The sequence below is a fragment of the Christiangramia forsetii KT0803 genome, assembly GCF_000060345.1.
Classification (GTDB): Bacteria; Bacteroidota; Bacteroidia; order Flavobacteriales; family Flavobacteriaceae; genus Christiangramia; species Christiangramia forsetii.
The window spans coordinates 2,390,550-2,415,552 of sequence record NC_008571.1 but is presented as its reverse complement, the minus strand read 5'-3'; the positions used below and the strand labels follow the sequence as shown (position 1 = coordinate 2,415,552).

The following is a 25,003-nucleotide window of genomic DNA, read 5'->3' as shown; positions in this document are numbered from 1 at the left end:
TTTGGATTATAAAGAGAACGAAAAAATATTAGAATTATTTATATTCTTTCTGAATTCGATCTAATCTACGCTTGCTTTCACGATCTTTTATAGTTTCTCTTTTATCATAAAGCTTTTTACCTTTAGCAAGGCTTATCTGTAATTTGGCAAGACCACGATCATTAATAAATAAGCGTAAAGGGATAATCGTTAAACCGGAGTTGGTCACTTCTTTTTCCAGTTTTCTCAATTCTCTACGTTGCAAAAGAAGTTTTCGTTGACTTCGGGGATTATGGTTAAAATGAGTGGCATGAGAGTATTCTTCAACGTGCATATTAATTACAAAAAGTTCGTGGTTATTAAATTCACAAAAACTCTCAGCAATATTGGCTTTTCCCTCCCGTATGGCTTTAATCTCTGTTCCGGCTAATTTAATCCCTGCGGTATACTTATCCAGAAACTCATAATTGAACTTAGCCTTACGGTTTTTTATGTTGATAGAATTCTTCATATAGCCACAAAAATACAAGCTTTAAGCTAATTTCATGCAAAAGCAATTTTAAAATTATCTTCAGCTGTCTGCTAAACAAAAATTTTTATTTTTGCGACATTCAAATCACCTGTTATGAAATATATTTCATTATTACTTGTTATATTTCTTTTCGCTTCGTGTAATGAAGAAAAGAAAGAGCTTACTGCCGATGAAATCGTGAACAAAGCGATTGAAAATGCCGGAGGCGAAAAATATAAAAATGCAGAAATTGATTTTGTTTTCAGAAAACAAAAGTATAAAAGTAAAAGAGCAGGAGGAAAGTTCCAGTTTGAAAGAACTATTACAGATTCTTCGGGCAACCAGGTTTATGATATATTAAATAATGAAGGACTGGAGAGATTTGTAAACGATTCGGCGGTAAAACTTCAGGATTCCCTGGTAGTTCCTGTTGGAAATTCTATAAATTCAGTTCATTATTTTGTTCAATTGCCTTTTGGACTGAATGCCGAGTCAGCGAATAAAGAACTGATTGGAAAAGATAGTATAGCCGGTCGAGAATATTATGAGATCATGGTGAAATTCGCTGAAGAAGGTGGAGGAACAGATCATGAAGATGAATATTTATACTGGATAGATACCCAGAATTTTGAAGTGGATTACCTTGCTTATAATTTTGAAATTAATGATGGAGGAATTCGCTTTAGAAAAGCTTTTAATCACCGAATTATAGAGGGAATTCGATTTGTGGACTACGAAAACTATAAATATACTGACCTCTCTACTCCTCTTGAAAAACTGGACAGCCTCTACGAAAATCGTGAGCTGGAATTACTTTCAGTAATTGAAACAAAAGATATAGCGGTTAAACTGAATCAGGAAAATTAGACTTAGTTAATATAAAGAACTTTGGATCTAGAGCTTCCATCTGCCTGTACTTCTACAATAAATAAAGCTCCATTTTCTGAATCATCAATATTTTCATATTTCTTTTCATCGAGAATAGCATTTGCGAACTGCGGCGTTGTATTGCTATGCCCAACTACAAGTAAGGTTTTTCCTGAAGTAGCTTTTTTAAATTCAGGACTGTATAAATTATTTGCATCGTAGTTTAGAAGCTCCAATTTTTTTAGATCTGCCAGCGGTTTCGCAGTTTGCATCGTTCTCTTGTAATTAGTACTGTAAACGGCATCGAATTCAATATCTTTTAAAACATTCGCCCAGTTTTCAGCTCGCTTTAATCCTTTTTCGGTAAGAGCCGGATTGCTGTTTTTTGAATCACTTCTGTCTTTTTCAGCGTGTCTTATCAGGTAAAAAGTCGTCACAGAATCATTGGAGGGGTGCGGAATGTTTTCTTCGGAATTTGACCCAAAACTTAGAATTATTGAAAAGAAAAGTGTGATAATGTTTGCCATGACGTTTTTATTAATTTGTTTTAGAAGTTAGATTCTTTATGTTGATCTCCATTATTATGAATTGATTTATTTGATCTGCAAAACTGTTGAAATTATTATCAGATACAAGTATAAGGGAATGTTTACCATTTTCAAGTATAGGCCCGAAACACATTCCTTCAATATTATCTATGATCCCCCTGGTTAATTTATTTTTCACCGATTTAAAATTGAAAAGAAGCTTTTTTTCAGCAGCCTCATAATCTTCACCCTTCAGTTTACCTAAATTTAAGGTATTATCAGCTTTAGAGGCATCAACCTCAAAAATTTTCACCGTATTCCCATGGGATCCATATCCTGCAGAATAAGACCTTTCCAGAATTAAGAATTTATCCTCGGCATACTCAATGATCTCTGTTAATCCATTTACTGCAAAATAGTTAATGGGCAGTTTTGCAATACCATCCAGTTTATAAACGAACTGTTTCGTAGGTTCGCCAGTATTTTTATCAAATTTAGTGATCCTTACATGAGATCTTGAGGGGAAGATCTTTGGTTTAGAGGAATCCTTTTCTAGAGGAGACTCTGTAGCAACCCAATATCCCTGCTGATCAAAACTTTCGGTAAGTCCTTCAAAGACTCCATTATTACGAGGTTTCTGCTCTCCTTCAGCTTTGAAATATTCAGGAATGGTAAATGAACTTTGAATTTCTCCATTATTAGAAAGCCTGTAAATACCCGGGTTCTTACCCTCATCAATTTTTCCTTCGCTGGTCACCACAAATTCGTCACGCAATTCATCAAATCTCAGCGCTTCAAGATCCAGAACTTCATTTGTGAATTTTTCAGTTTTTTTGACTTTGATCAATTTTTCAATTGAAACATTTTGAAATTTCTGTCTTTCAATACTAATATTAGCTTCGTAAATTCTTGGGTTGGAAGCCTGGTCACTAACAAGATAATACTTTCCGTTTTTATAATCTATTCCGGAAAGTCCCCCCACTACGGTATTATCAAACTTTGTATCTGATGGTAAAACATATTCGTCTAAAAATGTAAGTTGAATAGTGTCATTTTCGATATTTCGGGTTACTGCACAGCTATTCAAAAAAAGAGCAAGCAGAAAAAGTGAAATTATTCTTCTCATTGAGATATTATTGAAATTCAAAAATAACAAATGTTTAGGATAAAAATAGGAGTTTGTTAGGAGCTCTAAGAGTTGTATTTAGATACCTTTATTTTATTAACAATTAAAATCAATATGTTATGAATGAAGATCAAAGAGAAGGAAAGTGGAAACAGATAAAAGGTGATTTCAAGCAGAAATACGGAAAACTTACCGATGACGAAACCACTTATTCTGAAGGGAAGTTCGATGAAATGCTGGGTCGTATGCAGGAAAAGACTGGGAAGTCAAAAGAAGAATTGAAAAAGGAGATTGATAAATGGTAATGATTGATGAAGTAATGTAAAAAAGGCGGTAGAAATTTCTACCGCCTTTTTTTATTCTCAAATAGCACTTAATTATGCTTAAAAATATGATTTGATCCCTGAAAGATTCAGGCTTTTACAAGGGTCTTCCGTTTTAAAAGTTTACTCAAGAATCTATCTTTTAATTAATCATTTTTCGTCAATTCTTCCTGATTTCTAAACACCAGCTCTTCATTAAATTCATCCAAAAGAATAATACTGTCAGTATGAATTTTTCCGGATAGAATATCTTTAGAAAGCTTATTAAGTACCTCTTTCTGAACAACTCTTTTTACGGGTCTCGCACCAAATTGAGGATCAAATCCTTTTACCGAAAGGTATTCTATAGCTTCATCGGTAGCGTCAAGTACCATGTGCTGATTAGCCAGCATTTTTTTAACGCCCTTTAATTGAAGACCAACTATCTGTTTAATATCATTCTGAGTTAGCGGACTAAACATTACAATATCATCTATCCTATTAATAAATTCGGGACGTACACTTTGTTTAAGTAAGCCTAAAACTTCAGTTTTTGCAGCTTCCATCGCAGTATCAGGATCTTTCACATTTTCAAACTTTTCCTGAATAATATGGCTTCCCATATTAGAGGTCATGATGATGATCGTATTCTTAAAATCGGCGACGCGGCCTTTATTGTCGGTTAACCTGCCTTCATCAAGCACCTGCAATAAAATATTGAAAGTATCCGGGTGTGCTTTTTCAATTTCATCAAGAAGCACTACAGAATATGGTTTTCTTCTAACCGCTTCGGTAAGCTGGCCACCTTCATCATAACCCACATATCCCGGAGGTGCACCCACCAATCTACTTACAGAATGTCTCTCCTGGTATTCACTCATATCTATCCTGGTCATTGCAGATTCATCATCAAAGAGATATTCAGCTAGAGCTTTAGCTAATTCAGTCTTTCCAACCCCCGTGGTACCAAGAAACAGGAATGAGCCAATTGGCCTGTTTTGATCCTGCAATCCCGCACGGCTTCTTCTAACGGCATCACTCACTGCAATGATCGCTTCCTGTTGACCAACAACTCGTTTGTGAAGATCATCCTCAAGGTGTAATAATTTTTCACGATCGCTCTGAAGCATTTTGGTTACTGGAATGCCTGTCCATTTCGCCACCACTTCAGCGATATCTTCATTGGTAACTTCTTCCTGAATCAAAGATTTCTCACTTTGATTTTCGGCCACTTGTTGTTGAAGCTTTTCCAGTTTTTCCTGAGCTTCCTTGATCTTTCCGTACCTTATTTCGGCAACTTTTCCATAATCGCCTTCTCGCTCTGCTCTTTCTGCTTCAAGCTTAAATTCTTCAATATCAGATTTCGCCGTCTGGATGTTATCTACCACATCTTTTTCACTCATCCATCTTGCATGAAGATCATTGCGTTCTTCTTTGAGGTTGGCCAGATCACTGCGCAAAGATTTCAGCTTCGCTTCGTCTTTTTCCCGTTTAATCGCTTCAATTTCAATTTCAAGTTGCATGATCTTACGATCAAGCACATCTAACTCTTCAGGTTTGGAGTTGATTTCCATTCTCAACTTTGAGGCAGCCTCATCCATAAGGTCAATAGCCTTATCCGGTAGAAAACGATTTGTAATATAGCGCTGGGAAAGTTCTACCGCGGCAATAATCGCCTCATCTTTGATCCTAACCTTGTGGTGAGTCTCATATTTTTCCTTGATTCCACGGAGAATGGAAATAGCGCTTTCAGTATCTGGTTCTTCAACGATCACTTTCTGGAAACGACGCTCAAGCGCCTTATCTTTCTCAAAATATTTTTGATACTCATCCAACGTGGTGGCTCCTATAGCTCGCAGTTCCCCACGAGCGAGCGCTGGTTTAAGAATATTAGCGGCATCCATAGCTCCCTGACCGCCACCTGCACCAACGAGGGTGTGGATTTCGTCAATAAACAAGACGATACTCCCGTCGCTGGAAGTAACTTCTTTAATAACAGCTTTCAGGCGTTCTTCAAATTCACCTTTATATTTTGCGCCTGCAATAAGAGCTCCCATGTCTAAGGAGTAAATCCTTTTATCTTTTAAATTTTCCGGAATATCTCCATCTACAATTCTGTGCGCAAGGCCCTCTGCAATAGCTGTTTTCCCTGTTCCCGGTTCACCTACAAGCATTGGGTTGTTTTTGGTTCTACGAGATAAAATTTGAAGAATTCTTCTAATCTCTTCATCCCGACCAATTACCGGGTCCAATTTTCCGTCTTCTGCAAGCTGATTTAGATTGCGAGCGTATTTTTCTAAAGAATTATAAGTTTCTTCAGCACTTTGCGAGGTTACTTTATCTCCCTGTCTCAATTCTGAAATTGCTGCTTTTAAACCTTTCTCTGTAGCTCCCTGATCTTTTAAGATTTGTGCAACTTTACTGGAAGACTTAAAGATTGCGAGGATCAAATGCTCGATAGAGACATATTCATCTCCCATTTTTTTGGCAATGGAAGAAGCGTCGTTTACCGTTTTTCCAGACTCCCGGGATAAATGGATGTCACCTCCGCTAACTTTTGGGAAGCTTTCCAGACTCTTATCGAGAATCTGCGTAAACAGGTTTAGGTTGATATTTAGTTTTTTTAGTAAGAATGGAGTTACATTTTCGTCAACCATCATGATAGCTTTGAAAATATGTTCATTCTCTATTTGCTGATGGCCCATCTCCTGCGCTAGTTGCTGCGCCTGCTGGATGGCCTCTTGTGATTTTATAGTATAATTTTGAAAATTCATTTTATTGTGATTTTGAAAAATTCATAACGCAATAGATGTACCATTCAGAATAAATGTCAAAATGACGTGTATTGCTGAAAAATAACCGACAAAAAGACAGTTGCATTGAAAAGAACTAAAAAATTAACGGATTGTTCCGTTATTAAATTTAGTTAGATTTACTTTTGATAAAAAGAAAAATTATGGGATTATTTGATAAAATGTTTAGTTCTGAAAAGAAGCAGGAAAAGGAAGAGAAGAGCGTGACTCCATGGATAGATCTTAATTCTATGGCTCAACTAGACCAACTGGAAGAAAGGTCTAAAGAAAGAACAGTAGCGATCTTAAAACATTCTACTACCTGTGGTATTAGTAGAATGGTATTGAAGATGTTTGAATCTGATTATAATCTGGATGAAAATGAACCAATAGATCTTTATTTTCTTGATCTTAGAGCGCACAGAGATATTTCTAATGCCATCGCTGAAAGACTGAGGGTAAAGCATGAAAGTCCGCAATTAATTGTTCTAAAGAATGGGGAAGTGGTGCATCATTCTTCGCACCAGGCAATTTCTGCAGATAAATTGAAAGAATTGATTTAGTTAATTTTTAATCATAGGTATAAGAAGTCCTGAAACCACTTAAGGATGGCTAAATACTAAAGAAAATTACGTCAAGCTGAACTCGTTTCAGCTTCTAATTTGAGATAATAGTAATTATAAAAGATCCTGAAATAAGTTCAGGGTGACGATAAAATAAAAAGCCCCATACTTTGTTGTAAGGGGCTTTTCTATTGTATAAATTTTATTATTTCTTCTTCGGTTCGTAAACGGGAAGTAATTTTGATTTTACTTCACCAAAACCAATTCTGGAATTACCATTCTGGCAAAATCCTCTCATGATCACCGTGTCATTATCATTAACGAACTTACGTTCAGATCCATCCTTTAATTTGATTGGTTTTTTACCACCCCAGGAAAGTTCCAGCATAGATCCATAAGAATCTTCAGAAGATCCTGAAATAGTACCTGAAGCCATCATATCACCAGAGTTTACCGGGCAGCCATTTACAGTATGGTGAGCAAGTTGCTGACTCATGTTCCAGTAGAGATATTTAAAGTTTGATTTTGAAAGTGAATTTTCCTCTCCACCTTCAGGCTGAAGAAATACTTCCAGGTTGATATCAAAACTTTTCTCTCCTTTATATTTTAAATATGGAAGTAGCTCTTTTTCAGGTTTTGGACTTGCCGTTCTAAAAGGTTCCAAAGCATCCATGGTTACAATCCATGGAGAAATAGAGGAAGCGAAATTTTTGGCAAGGAAGGGTCCTAAAGGTACATATTCCCACTTCTGAATATCACGAGCACTCCAGTCATTGAAAAGTACCATTCCAAAGATATAATCTTCAGCTTCATCCACCGGGATTGGTTCCCCCAAATGATTAGCATCTGTCGTAACAAATGCCATTTCCAGTTCAAAATCTACCCTTTGAGATGGTCCAAAAACAGGTTCGTCAGAATCTGCTGGTTTAGTTTGTCCCTGTGGGCGATGTACCGGAATTTCAGAAGGAATAATCGATGAGCTTCTACCATGATACCCCACTGGGATATGAAGCCAGTTTGGCAATAAAGCGTTATCCGGATCTCTAAACATGGTTCCAATGTTGGTAGCATGTTCTTTCGAGGAATAGAAATCGGTATAATCTCCTACCTGCACAGGCATCTGCATTTCAATCTCATCCAGCGTAAAAAGTACTGTATTTCTGTGGTCCTGATTATCTTTTAATTTAGTATTGTTGGCATCGAAGATATCTGCAATGCGGTTTCTTACCAATCGCCAGGTTTTCTTGCCATCAGAGATAAAATCATTTAAAGTATCCTGTAAAAATATATCGTCAGTTAATGGAATTCCTTCAAAATAACCCAATTGGTGCAATGCTCCAAGGTCTATCGCGAAATCTCCAATTCTCGTACCAATGGTAATAACATCATCACGAGTTAGAAATACTCCAAATGGAATATTCTGAATAGGGAAATCGGTATCGCCAGGAATATCCAGCCAGGTTTTTCTTTTTGGATCGTTAGCGGTAATTGACATAAAAATGTTGGTTTTTTGTTAAAATCTAGTTGATTCAAATATATTATTTTCCTGTTATTAACCGAATGTATTTGTTATTTTTACCGAATATTTAACGTAAAAATTTGTAATGCAACGAGACACCCAGGTATTTGATTTAATTGCTAAAGAAAAGGAGCGCCAGTTAAATGGTTTGGAACTTATTGCGAGTGAAAATTTTGTAAGCGAAGCTGTGCTTGAAGCAGCAGGATCTGTACTTACAAATAAATATGCTGAAGGTTACCCCGGAAAGAGATATTATGGCGGATGTGAGGTGGTAGACCAGGTAGAACAACTTGCAATAGATCGTCTAAAGGAATTGTTTAATGCTGAATATGCCAATGTGCAGCCACATTCTGGTTCACAGGCAAATACGGCAGTTTTTCATACGGTGATGAAGCCGGGAGATAAATTTCTAGGTTTTGATCTTTCACATGGAGGACACTTAACCCACGGTTCCCCGGTGAATTTCTCGGGTAAACTTTATAATCCTGTTTTTTACGGAGTTGATAAAGAAACCGGTTTAATTGATTATGATGCAGTTGCTGAAATTGCTGAAAAAGAAAAGCCTAAAATGATCATCGCAGGAGCGTCTGCATATTCAAGAGAGATCGATTATAAAAGATTTAGAGAGATTGCTGATAGCGTTGGTGCTATTTTGGTGGCAGATATGGCGCATCCCGCAGGGCTTATTGCTAAGGGATTAATTAGTGATCCGCTTCCTCATTGTCATATTGTAACTTCTACCACCCATAAAACACTTAGAGGACCCAGAGGAGGAATCATATTGATGGGAAAAGACTTTGAGAATCCATTTGGAGAGAAATTAAAAAATGGAAACCTGAAGAAAATGTCTACGATGCTAAATTCAGGGATTTTTCCAGGAAACCAGGGTGGACCTTTAGAGCATATTATTGCAGCCAAAGCAATAGCTTTTGGAGAAGCTTTGACCGATGAATTTCTTCATTATACTGTTCAGGTTAAGAAAAATGCTGAGAAACTAGCTCAGGCATTTGTTGAAAAAGATTATAAAGTTATTTCCGGTGGAACCGATAACCATATGATGCTTATAGATCTTAGAAATAAGAATGTGAGTGGTAAGGAAGCGGAAGAAGCTTTAAGTAAAGCAGATATCACGGTTAATAAAAATATGGTGCCATTTGATGATAAATCACCTTTTGTGACATCAGGTATTAGAATTGGAACTCCGGCAGTTACCACTCGTGGATTACAGGAAAACGATATGAATAAGATCGTTGATCTTATAGATCGTGTAATCACCAATATTGAAAATGATACTGAACTTGAAGCAGTAAAAAAAGAGGTGAATTCTATGATGAGTGGAAGGCCTTTGTTTGTTGCTTAATCTGCAATTAAAGAATTATATAAGGCCGTTCTATTGAACGGCTTTTTTTATGACAAATATGAAGTATTGATAAATGTCATTTCGATGGAGCACAGCGGAGGAGAAATCTATAGAGCAATATGAACTCCGAAGAGATCTCTCCCTTTGGTCGAGATGACAGTTAAAAAGTGTTGGGAATTGTCATTTCGAACGGCACGTAGTAAAATGAGAAATCTATAGAGTGATACTATTTCCGAAGAGATCTCTCCCTTTGGTCGAGATGACAAATAAAACTGAGATATTTCCTTTTAGCCAAGATGACAAAAAAGAGTGAAAGCAGTTACTTTCTTGGATTGTTTAATTACTGAAGAAAAACCCTTTTTAATTCCTCTGAAATCTTTGCCGGCTTTTTCGTTTCAGCATGAAGTAAGCACCAGGTGGTTTTAGCTTCTGCTAAAACTTTATCTGTTTCAGAATTTTTTATAATAACGTGTCTTACGGAAGTTACATGAGTAACCTCACCCACATACGTTTGAAGTGAAATGGTATCACCCAGAAAAGCTTCTTTTTTATAATCAATCTCGTGGCGTACGACTACCCAGATCACAGTAGATTTTTGTTCTTCAGAAGCTCTTGCTTCCCAGTGTTCTTCAGCTACATCCTGAACCCACTGAACATATTCCACATTATTTACATGCCTTTGTTTGTCAAGATGGGTTTCCTTAACTACTAATTGCTTTTCATATATTTCAGGGTTGATCTCCATTACTTCCTGATAATTTTAACTTCGAAGATCTTGTCCCATCTTTTTCCGGTTACGTAAAGCTTTTTAGAAGTGCGATTATATGCTATTCCGTTTAGCACATCATTATTCGGGTCTAAATCATCGGTATTTCCTAATTCTTTATCCAGACCTTTAAAATTTATAATTCCTTCAATCCCTCCTGTTGCAGGATTAATAATTGCTACACTAGGTAATTGGTAAGTATTTGCATAGATCATTCCGTCCACCCATTCCAATTCGTTGAATTTTGTAGAAACAGACTTATGTGTGGTTGGTTGAATGTAATTCTGCTCAGCTAAAGTTTCGGGATCAAGAATCCATATTTTCTCGGTTCCATCACTTTTAAAGATCTTATCGCCATTATTGCAAAGCCCCCAACCTTCTTTACTTTGGTTATACCCGAAAGTACCGGTCTTTTCAAAAGTGTTCAGATTATAAATGAATCCTTCACCTTCCTGCCAGGTTAACTGATAAAGTTTATCATTAAGAATGGTTAAACCTTCAGCAAAATATTGATCGTCTAATTTGATTTCTTTAAGGGTTTCCCCGGTTTCAAGAGCTACTTTTCTTAGCTTGGATTTTCCATACTGGCCAATACTTTCATATAGCGTATCACCATGAAATTCCAGTCCCTGCGTGTAAGAAGTGACATCATGAGGAAACGTATTTACTATTTCATAGGTATAAACTTTAGGCGCATTTGAATTAAGGACCTTAATATTCTTTGAAAGTGTATCTATTGATTCTTCACTATAAACGATGGCTTTCAATACCTGCTTCCCCAATAATACATCGTTCAGTTTAAATTGAAGATTATTTCCGTTTTTAGAATTTTGAAGATATAGATCGCCAAAATAGAAAGAAACAGAATCTATTTGCTTGTTTTTGCTGTTTACGATAGAAGCTTCCAGTTGCTCATTTAGCTTAAATTCTGACTTCTTTTCTTTAATTTGAAGAGAAAAATCAGATTTTTTATTTGCATTATTACTTCCGCAGGAAAAAAATAAAAAGTTTAAAATAAAGAGTAACAGTAAGTTAAATTTATTCATCATAAAATCGGCTTGAATACAGGGCTAAATTAACTAATTCACATTAAAAAAAGCTTGCCAAAAGATACAAAGATTGTATATTTGCATCGGCAAGTCCCACACAACCAGCTCCTGCTGAATCCCCCAGGGCGGGAACGCAGCAAGGGTAAGCGGTCGTAGCGGTGTGATGTGGGTCGCTTGCCATTTTTTGTTTCTACTAATTCCTAAATTTATTGCATATTTGTGCGATATGAAAAAAGGGGAATCTTCAGATAAAATAGTGCTCATCACCGGCGCTTCTTCCGGAATCGGAAAGTCCATAGCGACTTACTTAGCTAAGAGAAATTTCAAAGTTTACGGTACCAGCAGAAGTAAGAAAGAATCTTCTGATTCAGTCTTTAATTTTGTTCAGTTAGATGTAACAAATGAGCAGAGTATCATAGCGGCTATCAATGAAATTTCTAAGAAAGAGGGTAGAATCGATGTCCTTATTAATAATGCCGGCGTTGGAATTACCGGACCTATTGAAGAAACTCCGGAATCTGAAATTAAAAAAGCTTTTGAGACCAATTATTTTGGTCCGTTAAATATGATTAAAAATGTATTGCCAGTAATGCGGAAGAATAATGGGGGTTTAATCATTAATGTAACTTCTATCGCAGGATATATGGGGCTTCCATATCGTGGAATTTATTCCGCAACAAAAAGTGCTTTGGAAATTACTGCGGAAGCCTATAGAATGGAATTAAAGCAATTTGGTATTAAAATGACCAATGTTGCTCCTGGAGATTTCGCTACTAATATTGCCTCTGGGAGATATCATGCCCCGGTTACAAAAGGTTCACCATACGAAAAGGTATACGGTAATACCCTGAAATTGATGAACGAACATGTTGATTCGGGTCAGGATCCTGAGGTAATGGCGAAGCAAATTTTTAAGATCATAAATACTGAAGATCCTAAGGTTCATTATAAAGTGGGAGAGCGGTTGCAGAAAATTTCTGTAAAACTCAAAGGCCTACTACCAGATAAACTTTATGAGAAAATGCTTATGAAGCATTATAAATTGTAATTTTATTACAATCTGAAAACGTATTTCATTAATACTATAAATAACACACAACTATGAAATTTTTTATTGATACCGCAAATCTTGAACAGATAAAAGAAGCTCAGGATCTAGGTGTATTGGATGGAGTTACCACTAATCCATCTCTTATGGCAAAGGAAGGAATTACCGGAAAAGATAATATTTTTAAACATTATAAAAAGATATGTGATCTTGTTGAAGGAGATGTAAGTGCTGAGGTAATCGCCACAGACTTTGAAGGTATAGTTAGAGAAGGAGAGGAGCTTGCAGAGTTACATGACCAGATCATTGTAAAAGTGCCTATGATCAAAGAAGGTGTAAAAGCTCTTAAGTATTTTAGTGATAAAGGAATAAAAACAAACTGTACACTGGTTTTTTCTGCAGGGCAGGCTCTTTTAGCTGCTAAAGCAGGTGCCACGTATGTTTCTCCATTTATTGGAAGACTGGACGATATTTCTACAGACGGTTTAAATCTAATTGCTGAAATAAGGTTGATCTATGATAATTATGGGTTTGAAACTGAAATTTTAGCTGCCTCTGTAAGGCATACTATGCACGTACTGGAATGTGCTAAATTGGGAGCAGATGTTATGACCGGACCATTGTCTTCTATAGAGGGATTATTAAATCATCCTCTCACTGATATTGGTTTAGAAAAGTTTCTTGCCGATTATAAAAAAGGAAATCAATAAAGATTGAGAAATAAATAATTTGAAAAGGCTGCCCAAAAGGTGGCCTTTTTATTTATTCAGAAATTGTAGAATATCATCTTCAAATTCGGGACTACCAAATTGAACATCTCCTCTAATGATTCTGGCATCGGGCGAAACAAATAATACCTTGTTCAGGTATTTTTGATAAGTTTCTTTGCTGGCCTGGCGGCGTGCAATTTGATATTCATCTGTTTTATCATAACCATAGGTCTCTAAGGTTCTTAGCCATTCTTCGCGTTCACCAAGGTCGATATTCACTCCAAGAAAGTCCAGCTCGGGATATTTTTGTTTAAGCTCATTTATAATATTATGCTGCCATCTGTGGTGCGCCGGAGCATAAAGCGACCATGCGTAGGTGATGGTAGGCTTATTTATTACCTCACCATATTTAATGACCTTTCCCTGAGTATTTTCAGCCATTACCTGTGCAATAGAATTTCCTACGAAATAATCTTCCTGGATGTCAGCAAGCTGCCGGACACTCTCAATATTTGAATAGTTAATTTCCTCTAAAAGATTCAGGATAGAGTCTATCCGGCTTTCTTTCTCTGCCATGGTTATAGCCTGTGCAGCCAACCTGTTTAGAAATTCATTTTTTAAAGATTCTGTATTAGAAAGTGAATCTATAAGACGAATTCTATTTTCAATATTTTTAAAGCTATTTAAATTATAGCATTTTTTATGATCATTATGTGTTGAAGCACAATTCTCAATAGATTTTGAACGCAAATAATCGTCTATTAGATTTGTGTACACGTAATAGTCCTGCAACTGTTCATTATTGAAATCTATCTTTTCACGATAATCATGAAAATCTACCGGAATTTTATCAGCAAAATTATTATAGTATTTTCTAATCAAGAATGTATATCGCTCCCTTAGGTCATAGTATTCGTAATCTATACTCGCTCTAGCAATTTTCACGAATTCCTCACTAAATTCATTCTTTTCCTTAAGGTCTTCTAAGGTTTTCAACCTTTGTTCTTTAATAGAATCTGTGATCTTAGCAAATTTCGCTGGTTCAATTTTGTAGTAGGTAAGAATGAGATCATTATCTTCCTGGTTTTTCAAAAACATGTCCAGAAGAAAATTGCTTTTTTCGGCACCATCCCCGCTAAAATTTAGAGATTCATCAAAAGATAAAGTGTTCAGCCAAATCAAGATACTGTCTCCAGGTTCCATGTACATGATTTGACTCTCAGGCGGGTGCCTAAAAGTGTAAATTCCGCTCTTCAGGTCGTCGAAATTTTTTCCGAACTGATTTTTTTCGTTCAGGTATAGAGTATCTACCGTCTTATTCTCTTTAGAAATAATGACATAATCTGTCTCTGGATTATTAATCTGACCTCCTATAAAAATGGAGTCAGATTCCGAAGAATTATCGGCGCACCCCGTGAACAGGAGAACACAGCATAAGCTTAATAAAAAAAGGTATCTCATTTGCAGTATTGAGCCACAGGGCTTTTCGGTTCGCCCGTTTTTAACAAATATATAAGCTGCCCTAGGCGAGCCATGTTAAGTGTGCGTTAAAACAAATATTTAAAACGTTAATTTTTCCTTGTAATGTTGATTATAGCTATTTTTGCAAAAAATTAATTTATTAGTTTATGCTTTCAGTATCAAATCTTTCTGTGCAGTTCGGAAAACGTGTGTTGTTTGATGAGGTGAATACCACCTTTACCCAAGGAAATTGTTATGGAATTATTGGTGCCAATGGTGCCGGAAAATCTACTTTTTTAAAGATCCTTTCAGGAAAATCTGATCCTACTTCTGGTCACGTTCATTTAGAACCAGGTAAGCGTATGTCTGTGCTTGAACAGGATCACAACCTTTATGATAATTACCCGGTGCTCGAGACCGTGATGAGAGGGAATAAACCTTTGTTTGAAATTAAGACACAGATAGACGCATTATACGCCGACTATTCAGATGAGAACGCTGATAAAATTGGTGAATTGCAGGTGGCATTTGAAGAAATGGATGGATGGAATGCGGAAAGTAATGCCGCTTCTATGCTCTCGAATCTTGGTATAAAAACAGAATTGCATAATTCTTTAATGAAAGATCTTGACGGGCAGCAAAAAGTAAGAGTATTGCTTGCGCAGGCATTGTTCGGAAGCCCGGACGTGCTCATCATGGATGAGCCTACCAATGACCTGGATTATGAAACTATTAGCTGGTTAGAGAACTTTCTTGCTAATTATGATAATACAGTAATTGTAGTTTCTCACGACCGTCACTTCCTGGATTCGGTTTGTACACATATTTCTGATATAGATTTCGGAAAGATTAACCATTTTAGTGGTAATTATACGTTTTGGTATGAGTCTTCTCAGCTAGCTGCAAGACAGAGAGCGCAACAGAATAAGAAAGCAGAAGAGAAAAAGAAGGAGCTTCAGGAATTCATTATGCGATTTAGCGCAAACGTCGCTAAGAGTAAGCAGGCGACCTCCAGAAAGAAAATGATTGATAAACTTAATATCAACGAGATCAAGCCTTCAAGTAGAAGGTATCCCGCCATTATCTTCGAGAGAGAGCGTGAAGCTGGAGATCAGATCTTAAATATTGAAGGATTAGAAGCTAGTATAGAAGGAGAAACACTTTTTAAAAATGTGGATATCAATCTTGCTAAAGGAGATAAAGTGGTTGTTTTTTCAAAAGACTCGAGAGCGACTTCTGCTTTTTACGAGATCATTAATGGAAAACAGAATGCTGTAAATGGCAAATTTCAATGGGGTGTAACTACTTCACAATCTTATTTACCTGCAGATAATTCAGACTTTTTTGATAACGATCTAACACTGGTTGACTGGTTGCGTCAATGGGCAACTTCAGAAGAAGAAAGAGAAGAGGTTTATATTAGAGGATTTCTTGGTAAAATGTTATTTAGCGGAGAAGAGGCTTTAAAAACCTGTAGAGTGCTATCTGGAGGAGAGAAAGTTCGTTGTATGTTGAGCAGAATGATGATGATAAGAGCAAATGTGCTAATGCTTGACGAACCAACAAACCACCTGGATCTGGAGTCTATTACAGCATTTAATAATTCTTTAAAGAACTTTAAGGGCACCGTATTATTCACCACCCATGATCACGAATTTGCGCAAACGCTTGCTAATCGTGTGATCGAGCTTACTCCTGGTGGAGTGATAGATCGCTACTTGAGTTTTGATGAGTACATGAGCGATAAAAGTATTAAAGAGCAAAGAGAAAAAATGTATGCCGTAAATGCATAATTTATAAGGTATATAATTAAAAAGACCCTGCCATTGGCGGGGTCTTTTTTTGGCTAATTCAAACAAATTTTAAAATACTCCACCACCTCCGGATTCATCATTGTCGCGGCTTTTACGCTTTAAGGCTTTGTTCTTGCCCCCTCCAAATCTGTAAGAAAACCCAAGATAAACTGTCTGTGTTTCTCCTTTGAATCTTCCTCTTTGTTCAAAAGGTCTTCCGTCTTCCACTCTGAATTCCTGAGTATCGAATACATCATTGAAGTTTAAACTCAGCGTAGCTTTATTGTCTTCAAGGAAGGAATATCTGGCCCCAAGATTCAGAAAATACATGGACTTTATATCCAACTGAAGATCCTGACTTTTACTTCTGTAAAATCCGAAGACTGAAAATGTCAAAGATTCGGTTGCTTTTAAATTATGATTGGTTCTAAAAGTAAAGGCTTTGTTATCTATTTCAATAAATTCATTTCCAACCACTCCTTTGAGTGTTTGCCCATAAAGCTCAAGCCCTGTATTCGTGCTCCACCAATCGGTAAACTTATAATTAGCAGAAAATTCAGCTCCATAGGAATCATTAGAATCGTAATTCGCATAGGTTAAGAAGATCGACCCTGGATCGTCTTCTTCAGTAGTGAATATCTGGTTAATCTCATCCTGAGTTCTTCTATAAAAAACTCCGCTGGTAAGACTTCCTTTTTTTCCAAGTTTTCGGGTGTAATTAAGTTCAATAGAGTTGGTGAACTGAGGTCTTAATTCAGGATTTCCGGCAACCGTTAATCTTGGAGAAGCAACTTCTCTAATAGGGTTGACCTGCCCAAATCCCGGTCTGTCAACTCTTCGACTATAACTTAATTGATAGGAGTTCTTCTCACCGGGGGTGTAGCTTACAAATCCTGAAGGATAAAGAGTGAAATAATCATCCTCATAAACGAGATCATTATTGTAGATCGCATCAACATTAAATTTTTCAAGTCTGGCTCCTAATTGGTACGACCATTTTTCAAATGTTTGACCAAATGTGGTGTAAAAACTATAAATATCGCGGTTGTATTGATAGTCACTATCAGAGAATTCAGGATTAGTGGTTTCATAATCGTTATTGGTATCCAATAAACGAACTTCAGCGCCCATCTCTAATTTAGAAATATCACTTAAGGGATTTATATAATCTATATTCCCTGTAAAATTTTGTCGGTCTTGAAGCACAAAATCTGTGTATGGAGTAAAATCGAGTTCAGTATCCCTAAAGTCAATTTTTGTATTCTCTTCTTCTTCAAAATCGTTGTAATCTAGCTCAAACTGAATGTCATGCCCTTCTTTCTCAAAATCGTGATCGTAAAGAAAATTATAAGCCGAATTTCGATTATCCATATTTATATCAAGGAGCTGGGTTAGATTCATAGACGAATCATCAGCGTCTGTAACCGATATAAATCCGTCTGGACCACCATCAAATCTTCCCTGGTTTGTATAAAAAGACAAAGTGTTTTTCTCATTCAGATAAAAATCCACTCCTACTTTATAGAGATAGGATGTTCTTTCATTAGCTACTTTAAAGACCTGTTCGATGTTCTGTTCAGGAAGCCCTAAGGTTCCTCCGTTTTCACGCGGACCAAAATTAGTCCCGAGATTGGTGTAAATATTAAACTTTCCTTTTCTGTAGTTCATATCCAGCGTTCCGTTGAACCTGGTATTCTCGCCAAAAGTCACCCCGGTATTCAAATTTCCGTTGAAGCCCTGATTTGCATTTTTATGCAGTACAATATTGATGATTCCACTCATGCCTTCAGGATTATATTTAGCGGAAGGATTCGTGATCAATTCAATACTTTTAATAGAAGTAGAAGGAATCTGTTTTAGTAGTTGAGCAGGATCCATATTAGTAGGTTTTCCATCTACCAGAATTCTCACATTAGAATTTCCGCGAAGCGAAATATTACCATCCTGATCTACATTCACCGAAGGAATGTTTACCATAATTTCTGAAGCACTTGCTCCAGTGGTCATTAAATCTTTTCCAATGTTAATGACTTTTCTGTCTACACGCTGTTCTATGGTTGTTCTTTCGGCAATGACCACGGTTTCATCCAGCATAGCAACATTTGGCTCCAGGTTAATTTGCCCGATTTCAATATTGGTATTATTTCTATTGATATGAATTTCTTTGCTGAAAGTCTTATAACCTATAAACTGAACTTTAAAAATATAATCTCCTGCTTTGATGTTTTCAATAAGAAAAGTTCCGTCATCGCCAGAAGTAATTCCTGTAACAAGATTTCCCTCCATATCATTTATGATGATAGTGGCATATGGAATAGGCTCATTTAATTCCTGATCGATTATAGATCCTGAAATTTTGCCGACAGGATCGGTGAAAGCCAGGCTTAAGGCTGATGTAAATAGTAAAAAACTAAAAATTAACTGTTCCATTTTTTGATTGATTTGATGATTAATGTATAACAAGTTACTTGGCATTGCATAATAGATGAGCGCAATACTCCGTATTTTGATGTGCTTGTACTATAAAGACGATTCAAATTTTAAATTGTTACAGAAAAAATCATAACTATCCGGAAGTTGTAATTTTTGTGAACCCTTTTTCGCAGAATATGTGGTAAAATTCTCGAGATTCAGGATGAGCGATTTTTTCTATCGCTCCTCCGCGGGAATTTTATCACGGTTCTTGGCTTTTTGCCAAAAAATTCCTTGCAAAAGGCGTCTTTTTCTTTGCTTCGTTTATTTTGGACGAGCAAAATAAATGAAGGGCAAGGAAAAAAATAATCTTCGAGGTGAAATTTCAGTCCAACAAAAGTTCACTTATTTTCTTGGATTTTTTAAAAATATACAGCAATTTTTAGGCTTTTCGTTACTTTTCCCAGGTTTTTGGAAACTTTCGGATGGCAGTGAGAAAAAATGAAAAGAACCTGCATTCCTCTAAAGAAATGCAGGTTTTGGTAGAATCATCTTTCTTAACACTAACCATCAAAATTAATAGGATGACCCTGCAAGGTCCGGACCTCATTTTAAAGACTAGTATCAATTTGAATTGTTACACTAAATTTTGTTTAACTTTGAGATATGCAGAAAAAGACGTTGGTTTTAGGAGCCTCATTAAATACAGCCAGATATTCAAATCTTGCGATCAATAGATTAGTAAAGTATGATCAGCCTACTGTAGCTATTGGTTTACGTAAGGGTAGTGTACAAGGAGTGAAAATTGAAACTGAAAAAGTTCCGTTTCAGGATATAGATACCATTACCTTATATCTTAATGCAAAGCGTCAGAAAGAATATTATGATTATATCTTATCTCTAGAACCGGAACGGGTGATATTTAATCCCGGTACAGAAAATCCTGAGCTTTATGAACTTTTAAGAGAAAACGGCATCTTTTTCGAAAATGCCTGTACGTTAGTGATGCTTTCTTCTCAGCAATACTAATCCCAGGAAAGTTAGAAATCCGTTGAGGATTAGGATAAAGAATCCAAATTCGAATCCAAACCATACCAGGCTATTAATGCTAATAATGTATGATAGAATTGGTGCAGCAATAGCGATTATTGGAACCAGTTTATCCTTTACATTCCATTTGGTAAAAAGTCCGAAAGCATAAAGACCCAATAACGGGCCATACGTATATCCTGCGAACTGAAACAGCTTATTGATCACACTTTTATCTGCAATTGCGTATTTGAAGACCAGCATTACGAGAATTAGTAAGACTGAAATAGCTATATGAATTTGTTTTCTAATTCTTACCTGTTTCCTTTCATCATATTTTTTTTCAATATCAAGAATATCAATACTGAAAGAGGTGGTAAGAGAAGTCAATGCACTATCTGCACTGGAATATGCCGCAGCTATTAATCCAAGGATAAAGAAAATCGCCACGCCCATTCCCAACGCTCCACTGGTAGCAATTGCCGGGAAAAGATCGTCTCTAACTTCAGTGATTCCATTAATATCGGCATAATCGGTCAATAGCACTCCTAAGGCAAGAAAGAGGAAGTTGACAAAGACAAGGACGATAGTAAACCAGAAAACATTCTTTTGAGCATCCTTCAGACTTCTACAGGTAAGGTTTTTCTGCATCATGTCCTGATCAAGACCCGTCATTACAATGGCGATAAACGCACCCGAAAGAAACTGTTTTACAAAGTGATCTTTACTTTTCCAGTCATCAAAAAAGAAGATTTGAGAATGTTCACTTTCAGCCAGATAACCAAATAAATTGGTAAGATTGAATCCAAGATCTTCAGAGATAAAATAGATCGTAATTCCCAGAGCTAATAACATGAAGAATGTCTGAAGCGTATCTGTCCAGATGATCGTTTTAATTCCGCTTTTAAAAGTATAGAGCCATATGAGTAAAATAGTGATGGTTACGGTAACATAATAGGGGACACCCATAGCATCAAATACAATAAGCTGAAGCACATTAGCAACTAGAAATAACCTGAAACTTGCACCTACCACCCTCGATAATAAGAAGAAAGAAGCTCCTGTTTTATAGGAGGCATTTCCAAACCTACTTTCCAAATAGGTGTAAATAGAGGTTAGGTTCATTTTATAATAGAGAGGAAGCAATACCTGCCCTATTACAGCATACCCTACCGTATACCCCAGAACTACCTGAAAATAGCTAAAGGAATCAGATTCAACAGTTCCGGGAATAGAGATAAAAGTGATACCGCTTAAGGAGGCTCCAATCATTCCGAAAGCAACCAGGTACCACGGAGCCTGTTTATTGGCTTTAAAAAATTCGGCGTTACTGCCCCCGCGGCCGGTAAAATATGAGATTAGAATAAGTACTGCGAAATAAGCAGCGATAAGAATGAGGACCTGGTATGGTTGCATAAATCGTATTTCTACGGAGCAATTTACAAATTAAGCTTTAAGTAATTTCATCCGCTGAAAAAATCATAAATTCGCATATGGATTTTTCTTCAAAATTACTGGAGCAGGCAGTGGACGAAATGTCCCAGTTGCCGGGAATTGGAAAGCGAACTGCGCTAAGACTGGTATTACATCTTTTAAAGCAACCGGAGGAGCAGACAACCCAGCTTTCGAAAGCTCTTTTAGAGCTAAGACAAAATATCAAACTCTGTAATAACTGTTACAATATTAGTGACACCGAACTCTGCGAAATTTGTGCGAATCCATCTAGAGTTTCAGAAATTGTTTGTGTAGTAGAAGATATTCGTGATGTAATGGCCATTGAAAATACCGGTCAGTATAGAGGGCATTATCATGTTTTAGGAGGGAAGATAAGTCCCATGGATGGTATTGGCCCTTCACAGCTCACTATAAAACCTTTGATAGAAAAAGTACAGGCAGGAAAGATCGACGAGATTATTTTTGCTTTAAGCAGTACTCTGGAAGGAGATACTACCAATTTTTATATTTTCAAGCAATTGGAAGGTACTGCTATTAAAACTTCAACCATTGCACGTGGAATTTCAGTAGGAGATGAACTGGAATACGCCGATGAGGTAACTTTAGGGCGAAGTATAACCAACAGAATTCCTTTTGAAAATTCCATGAAGAGCTAGCTTATAGTAGTAATTAAGATAACCGAAGTTTTAAAAACTTCTGAAACTTTTTCAATTCCGTAGTTGAAATCGTAGTTTTAGCATAAAAATATAAGGGTTGTTTCGCTGTAAGAAATTCAGTAAAAATCAATTTTATTGATTTTTTAATATTTAATAAGCGGTATTTTGATTAAATTCGCAACTCAAATAACAAAAATCACATCTGATTTAAAGATATGGCAAAATTTGAATTGAAGTTGCCCAAAATGGGTGAAAGTGTTGCAGAAGCAACGATAACAAGCTGGCTGAAGGAAGTAGGGGATACCATTGAAATGGATGAGCCGGTTCTTGAAATAGCAACAGATAAAGTTGATAGCGAGGTTCCAAGTGAAGTTGACGGGAAACTTGTGGAGAAACTTTTTAATGCCGATGACGTTGTTAAAGTAGGCCAGACTATTGCAATCATAGAAACTGATGGTGATGCTGAAGGAGGAACAGATGAAGATGAAGACGAAGAACCAGCACAAGCAGCCGATGTAGCAGAAACCGTGGAAACAGCAAAAACAACTGCATCATCTTCTGAATCTACTGAAGATTATTCAGATTCTTCCAGATTTTACTCTCCTCTGGTTAAGAATATTGCTAAGGAAGAAGGAATCGCTTTATCAGAACTTGAAGGAATTGACGGAACTGGAAAAGAAGGTCGGGTTACTAAGAATGACATTCTTGGTTATGTTGAAAACAGAGGTTCCCAGTCTCAGAAATCTGAAGCTTCCAAAGGAAAATCTATAGATACTAAAGATGTAGAGGCCGGAGTTTCTAAAAAGCCGGAACCTGTTGTTAGTGGAGAAGATGAAATTATTGAGATGAGCAGAATGGGTAAAATGATCGCCCATCATATGGTAGACAGTGTTCAAAAATCTGCGCATGTTCAGTCTTTTATTGAAGTTGATGTAACTAATATCTGGAACTGGAGAAATAAACATAAAGCCGATTTTCAGAAGAAGGAAGGTGAGAAACTTACGTTTACACCAATATTTATGGAAGCGGTAGCAAAAGCGATTCGTGATTTCCCAATGGTCAATATTGCGGTAAATGAGGATGTTACCAAAGTGATCAAGAAGAAAAATATTAACCTGGGAATGGCCGCAGCCCTTCCTGATGGAAACTTAATTGTACCGGTAATCAAAAATGCAGATAGGCTAAACCTTGTTGGAATGGCTAAAGCGGTAAATGATCTTGCCAATCGTGCAAGACAGAATAAACTGAAGCCAGACGATATCCAGGGAGGAACTTATACAGTTACCAATGTGGGTACTTTTGGAAGTATCATGGGAACTCCAATTATCAATCAACCTCAGGTAGGTATTCTTGCTTTAGGAGCCATTAGAAAAATGCCTGCTGTGATTGAAACACCAGACGGTGATTTTATTGGGATTCGTTACAAGATGATCCTTTCGCATAGTTATGACCATAGAGTGGTAAATGGAGCTCTAGGAGGACAATTTGTTCAAAGAGTGGCACAATACCTGGAAGGTTTTGATAAGAATAGAGAAATATAATATTTTGATAAAATAGATATTGAAAAGCCACGTTCTGCGTGGCTTTTTTATTTTTAAAATGGAATAATCCCGGTCTATTTCTAAGTGATATTTTAAAGAGATTATCAAATTATATTAACTTTACTGAAATTTTTTAAATATGGATCTTAAGCTTACCAAGCCCATCTGTTTCTTCGACCTGGAAACAACCGGGACGAATATTTCAAAGGACAGAATTGTTGAAATTGCTGTTTTAAAGGTCTTTCCTAATGGTAATAAGGAAAGCCATACCTGGTTAGTAAATCCGGAGCGGGAAATTCCTGCAGAGGTAATAGCTATTCATGGTATCACCAATGAAAAAGTAGCAAATGAGCCAACCTTTAAAGAGCTCGCTCAAAAAATCCATGATCTTATAAAAGGATGTGATCTTGGAGGTTATAATTCAAATCGCTTTGATATTCCGCTTTTGGTGGAAGAATTGTTACGTGCTGATATAGATTTTGAAATGAAGAATGTTGTTGCCGTAGATGTTCAAACGATTTTCCACAAGAAAGAGCAGCGTACTTTATCTGCGGCTTATCAATTTTACTGCGGAAAGGAACTAGAGGGAGCCCATGGAGCAGAAGCAGATACAGAAGCTACTTACGAGGTTTTAAAATCCCAGTTAGACAAATATCAAGATCTTGAGAATGATATGAAATGGCTTGCCGATTTTAGTTCAAGAAGAAAATTTGCCGATTTCGCCGGATTTATAAGTTTTGATAAAAAAGGTAAAGAAGTCTTTTCTTTCGGAAAATATAAAGGGAAACATGTGGAGCAGGTGCTGGAAGATGAGCCGGGATATTTTGGCTGGATCCAAAATGCAGATTTTCCACTTTATACCAAAAAGGTTTTAACTGCGATCAAACTTCGTAAACTAAATAATAAGCTTTCCTAATGAAGATTATTTGTGTAGGTCGCAATTATACAGAGCATATTGATGAATTAAAGAACGAGAAACCGGAAGATCCTGTACTATTTCAAAAACCGGATACTTCGATATTATTAAAAAAACAGCCTTTTTTTATTCCGGACTTTTCAAATGATGTACACTACGAAGTAGAGGTATTGGTAAAGATCAAAAAGATCGGAAAGCATATTCAGGAGAAATTCGCACACAAATATTACGATGAAATTGGTCTTGGAATAGACTTTACCGCCAGGGATCTTCAGGAGAAATTAAAAAAGAAAGGCCTTCCCTGGGAAAAGGCTAAAGCTTTTGATGGAGCTGCTGTGATTGGGAATAAATGGTTGGATAAGAGTGAATTGCCTAATGTTGATGATCTTAAGTTTAGGCTGGATAAAAATGAAGAGACCGTACAGCAAGGGAATACGTCCCATATGCTTTGGAAAATTGATGAATTAATTGCTTATATTTCGACGTATTTCACCCTAAAAATTGGGGATATTATATTTACAGGAACTCCTGCCGGGGTGGGAAAAGTATCTCCCGACGATCGGTTAACTGGTTTCCTGGAGAGCAATAAAATGTTTTCGATCAAAGTAAAATAACCAACTG

General features: G+C 36.6%; 22 protein-coding genes and 1 other RNA gene. 13 read left to right on the top strand and 10 right to left on the bottom strand.

What is annotated here, in order from left to right; genetic code table 11:
* Positions 1 to 34: 34 nt before the first annotated feature.
* On the bottom strand, positions 35 to 490 hold the full coding sequence (gene smpB, locus GFO_RS10685; RefSeq protein ID WP_041250099.1) for an SsrA-binding protein SmpB: 456 nt from the start codon (positions 488 to 490) through the stop codon (positions 35 to 37).
* Between the two features lie 114 nt (positions 491 to 604).
* On the opposite strand from smpB, the gene GFO_RS10680 reads away from it, so the two are divergent.
* Positions 605 to 1,357 carry a DUF6503 family protein gene (locus tag GFO_RS10680; protein WP_011710137.1) on the top strand — a complete coding sequence of 251 codons (753 nt, stop codon included), beginning with the start codon at positions 605 to 607 and terminating at the stop codon, positions 1,355 to 1,357.
* Positions 1,358 to 1,359: 2 nt separating this feature from the next.
* On the opposite strand, the gene GFO_RS10675 is transcribed toward GFO_RS10680, so the two are convergent.
* Entirely contained in the window at positions 1,360 to 1,884 is a 525-nt protein-coding gene (locus GFO_RS10675) for a SixA phosphatase family protein (protein ID WP_011710136.1), read from the bottom strand.
* A gap of 10 nt (positions 1,885 to 1,894) precedes the next feature.
* Positions 1,895 to 3,010: an esterase-like activity of phytase family protein gene (locus tag GFO_RS10670; protein ID WP_011710135.1), complete on the bottom strand. Its 1,116-nt coding sequence runs from the start codon at positions 3,008 to 3,010 to the stop codon at positions 1,895 to 1,897.
* A gap of 119 nt (positions 3,011 to 3,129) precedes the next feature.
* On the opposite strand from GFO_RS10670, the gene GFO_RS10665 reads away from it, so the two are divergent.
* Positions 3,130 to 3,315 carry a CsbD family protein gene (locus tag GFO_RS10665; protein WP_011710134.1) on the top strand — a complete coding sequence of 62 codons (186 nt, stop codon included), beginning with the start codon at positions 3,130 to 3,132 and terminating at the stop codon, positions 3,313 to 3,315.
* 164 nt (positions 3,316 to 3,479) lie between these two features.
* Here the strand turns inward: GFO_RS10665 and clpB are convergent, their stop codons facing one another.
* The gene (gene clpB / locus GFO_RS10660) at positions 3,480 to 6,086 is read right to left on the bottom strand and encodes an ATP-dependent chaperone ClpB (RefSeq protein WP_011710133.1); all 2,607 of its coding nucleotides are present in this window, start codon (positions 6,084 to 6,086) and stop codon (positions 3,480 to 3,482) included.
* A gap of 182 nt (positions 6,087 to 6,268) precedes the next feature.
* Here clpB and ytxJ point away from each other — a divergent pair, with 182 nt between their 5' ends.
* Positions 6,269 to 6,667 carry a bacillithiol system redox-active protein YtxJ gene (ytxJ, locus tag GFO_RS10655; protein WP_011710132.1) on the top strand — a complete coding sequence of 133 codons (399 nt, stop codon included), beginning with the start codon at positions 6,269 to 6,271 and terminating at the stop codon, positions 6,665 to 6,667.
* A 205-nt stretch (positions 6,668 to 6,872) separates the two neighbouring features.
* Here the strand turns inward: ytxJ and fahA are convergent, their stop codons facing one another.
* Entirely contained in the window at positions 6,873 to 8,162 is a 1,290-nt protein-coding gene (gene fahA / locus GFO_RS10650) for a fumarylacetoacetase (RefSeq protein WP_011710131.1), read from the bottom strand.
* Positions 8,163 to 8,271: 109 nt separating this feature from the next.
* Between fahA and glyA the strand changes: the two genes are divergently transcribed.
* Complete coding sequence (gene glyA, locus GFO_RS10645) at positions 8,272 to 9,546, top strand: serine hydroxymethyltransferase (protein WP_011710130.1); 1,275 nt, start codon at positions 8,272 to 8,274, stop codon at positions 9,544 to 9,546.
* Positions 9,547 to 9,886: 340 nt separating this feature from the next.
* On the opposite strand, the gene GFO_RS10640 is transcribed toward glyA, so the two are convergent.
* Positions 9,887 to 10,291 (bottom strand): acyl-CoA thioesterase, encoded by a 405-nt coding sequence (locus tag GFO_RS10640; protein ID WP_011710129.1) that lies wholly within the window; start codon positions 10,289 to 10,291, stop codon positions 9,887 to 9,889.
* Positions 10,291 to 11,361, bottom strand: a complete 1,071-nt coding sequence (locus GFO_RS10635) for a glutaminyl-peptide cyclotransferase (RefSeq protein ID WP_011710128.1) — start codon at positions 11,359 to 11,361, stop codon at positions 10,291 to 10,293. The genes GFO_RS10640 and GFO_RS10635 overlap by 1 nt, the downstream gene beginning before the upstream one ends.
* Positions 11,362 to 11,445: 84 nt before the next feature.
* On the opposite strand from GFO_RS10635, the gene ffs reads away from it, so the two are divergent.
* The 3 genes from ffs to fsa all read left to right on the top strand — a co-directional run bounded on the left by ffs (position 11,446) and on the right by fsa (position 13,119).
* Positions 11,446 to 11,544, top strand: an RNA gene (gene ffs, locus GFO_RS17545) — signal recognition particle sRNA small type.
* 43 nt (positions 11,545 to 11,587) lie between these two features.
* On the top strand, positions 11,588 to 12,409 hold the full coding sequence (locus GFO_RS10630) for an SDR family oxidoreductase (RefSeq protein ID WP_041250098.1): 822 nt from the start codon (positions 11,588 to 11,590) through the stop codon (positions 12,407 to 12,409).
* 53 nt (positions 12,410 to 12,462) lie between these two features.
* Complete coding sequence (fsa, locus tag GFO_RS10625) at positions 12,463 to 13,119, top strand: fructose-6-phosphate aldolase (protein WP_011710126.1); 657 nt, start codon at positions 12,463 to 12,465, stop codon at positions 13,117 to 13,119.
* Positions 13,120 to 13,167: 48 nt separating this feature from the next.
* Here the strand turns inward: fsa and GFO_RS10620 are convergent, their stop codons facing one another.
* A complete protein-coding gene (locus GFO_RS10620) occupies positions 13,168 to 14,580 on the bottom strand; it encodes a hypothetical protein (RefSeq protein ID WP_011710125.1) in 1,413 nt (470 codons plus the stop codon).
* A 167-nt stretch (positions 14,581 to 14,747) separates the two neighbouring features.
* On the opposite strand from GFO_RS10620, the gene GFO_RS10615 reads away from it, so the two are divergent.
* A complete protein-coding gene (locus GFO_RS10615; protein ID WP_011710124.1) occupies positions 14,748 to 16,373 on the top strand; it encodes an ABC-F family ATP-binding cassette domain-containing protein in 1,626 nt (541 codons plus the stop codon).
* Between the two features lie 69 nt (positions 16,374 to 16,442).
* Here the strand turns inward: GFO_RS10615 and GFO_RS10610 are convergent, their stop codons facing one another.
* Complete coding sequence (locus tag GFO_RS10610) at positions 16,443 to 18,803, bottom strand: TonB-dependent receptor (RefSeq protein ID WP_041250097.1); 2,361 nt, start codon at positions 18,801 to 18,803, stop codon at positions 16,443 to 16,445.
* 648 nt (positions 18,804 to 19,451) lie between these two features.
* Here GFO_RS10610 and GFO_RS10605 point away from each other — a divergent pair.
* Entirely contained in the window at positions 19,452 to 19,814 is a 363-nt protein-coding gene (locus tag GFO_RS10605; protein ID WP_011710121.1) for a CoA-binding protein, read from the top strand.
* Here GFO_RS10605 and GFO_RS10600 read toward each other — a convergent pair.
* Positions 19,785 to 21,230: a sodium:solute symporter gene (locus GFO_RS10600; protein WP_011710120.1), complete on the bottom strand. Its 1,446-nt coding sequence runs from the start codon at positions 21,228 to 21,230 to the stop codon at positions 19,785 to 19,787. The genes GFO_RS10605 and GFO_RS10600 overlap by 30 nt on opposite strands.
* A 77-nt stretch (positions 21,231 to 21,307) precedes the next feature.
* On the opposite strand from GFO_RS10600, the gene recR reads away from it, so the two are divergent.
* The 4 genes from recR (at position 21,308) to GFO_RS10580 (ending at position 24,996) form a co-directional block, all read left to right on the top strand.
* Positions 21,308 to 21,925, top strand: coding sequence for a recombination mediator RecR (gene recR, locus GFO_RS10595; protein WP_011710119.1), 618 nt, complete (start codon positions 21,308 to 21,310; stop codon positions 21,923 to 21,925).
* A gap of 215 nt (positions 21,926 to 22,140) precedes the next feature.
* Positions 22,141 to 23,466: a dihydrolipoamide acetyltransferase family protein gene (locus GFO_RS10590; RefSeq protein WP_011710118.1), complete on the top strand. Its 1,326-nt coding sequence runs from the start codon at positions 22,141 to 22,143 to the stop codon at positions 23,464 to 23,466.
* A gap of 139 nt (positions 23,467 to 23,605) precedes the next feature.
* Positions 23,606 to 24,382, top strand: coding sequence for an exonuclease domain-containing protein (locus GFO_RS10585; protein ID WP_011710116.1), 777 nt, complete (start codon positions 23,606 to 23,608; stop codon positions 24,380 to 24,382).
* A complete protein-coding gene (locus GFO_RS10580; protein WP_011710115.1) occupies positions 24,382 to 24,996 on the top strand; it encodes a fumarylacetoacetate hydrolase family protein in 615 nt (204 codons plus the stop codon). The genes GFO_RS10585 and GFO_RS10580 overlap by 1 nt, the downstream gene beginning before the upstream one ends.
* Positions 24,997 to 25,003: the final 7 nt, after the last annotated feature.

Bases quoted from the DNA above. Each gene is read 5' to 3' on its own strand.
- smpB (WP_041250099.1), bottom strand. From the start codon at position 490: ATGAAGAATTCTATCAACATAAAAAACCGTAAGGCTAAGTTCAATTAT.
- GFO_RS10680 (WP_011710137.1), top strand. From the start codon at position 605: ATGAAATATATTTCATTATTACTTGTTATATTTCTTTTCGCTTCGTGT.
- GFO_RS10675 (WP_011710136.1), bottom strand. From the start codon at position 1,884: ATGGCAAACATTATCACACTTTTCTTTTCAATAATTCTAAGTTTTGGG.
- GFO_RS10670 (WP_011710135.1), bottom strand. From the start codon at position 3,010: ATGAGAAGAATAATTTCACTTTTTCTGCTTGCTCTTTTTTTGAATAGC.
- GFO_RS10665 (WP_011710134.1), top strand. From the start codon at position 3,130: ATGAATGAAGATCAAAGAGAAGGAAAGTGGAAACAGATAAAAGGTGAT.
- clpB (WP_011710133.1), bottom strand. From the start codon at position 6,086: ATGAATTTTCAAAATTATACTATAAAATCACAAGAGGCCATCCAGCAG.
- ytxJ (WP_011710132.1), top strand. From the start codon at position 6,269: ATGGGATTATTTGATAAAATGTTTAGTTCTGAAAAGAAGCAGGAAAAG.
- fahA (WP_011710131.1), bottom strand. From the start codon at position 8,162: ATGTCAATTACCGCTAACGATCCAAAAAGAAAAACCTGGCTGGATATT.
- glyA (WP_011710130.1), top strand. From the start codon at position 8,272: ATGCAACGAGACACCCAGGTATTTGATTTAATTGCTAAAGAAAAGGAG.
- GFO_RS10640 (WP_011710129.1), bottom strand. From the start codon at position 10,291: ATGGAGATCAACCCTGAAATATATGAAAAGCAATTAGTAGTTAAGGAA.
- GFO_RS10635 (WP_011710128.1), bottom strand. From the start codon at position 11,361: ATGATGAATAAATTTAACTTACTGTTACTCTTTATTTTAAACTTTTTA.
- GFO_RS10630 (WP_041250098.1), top strand. From the start codon at position 11,588: ATGAAAAAAGGGGAATCTTCAGATAAAATAGTGCTCATCACCGGCGCT.
- fsa (WP_011710126.1), top strand. From the start codon at position 12,463: ATGAAATTTTTTATTGATACCGCAAATCTTGAACAGATAAAAGAAGCT.
- GFO_RS10620 (WP_011710125.1), bottom strand. From the start codon at position 14,580: ATGAGATACCTTTTTTTATTAAGCTTATGCTGTGTTCTCCTGTTCACG.
- GFO_RS10615 (WP_011710124.1), top strand. From the start codon at position 14,748: ATGCTTTCAGTATCAAATCTTTCTGTGCAGTTCGGAAAACGTGTGTTG.
- GFO_RS10610 (WP_041250097.1), bottom strand. From the start codon at position 18,803: ATGGAACAGTTAATTTTTAGTTTTTTACTATTTACATCAGCCTTAAGC.
- GFO_RS10605 (WP_011710121.1), top strand. From the start codon at position 19,452: ATGCAGAAAAAGACGTTGGTTTTAGGAGCCTCATTAAATACAGCCAGA.
- GFO_RS10600 (WP_011710120.1), bottom strand. From the start codon at position 21,230: ATGCAACCATACCAGGTCCTCATTCTTATCGCTGCTTATTTCGCAGTA.
- recR (WP_011710119.1), top strand. From the start codon at position 21,308: ATGGATTTTTCTTCAAAATTACTGGAGCAGGCAGTGGACGAAATGTCC.
- GFO_RS10590 (WP_011710118.1), top strand. From the start codon at position 22,141: ATGGCAAAATTTGAATTGAAGTTGCCCAAAATGGGTGAAAGTGTTGCA.
- GFO_RS10585 (WP_011710116.1), top strand. From the start codon at position 23,606: ATGGATCTTAAGCTTACCAAGCCCATCTGTTTCTTCGACCTGGAAACA.
- GFO_RS10580 (WP_011710115.1), top strand. From the start codon at position 24,382: ATGAAGATTATTTGTGTAGGTCGCAATTATACAGAGCATATTGATGAA.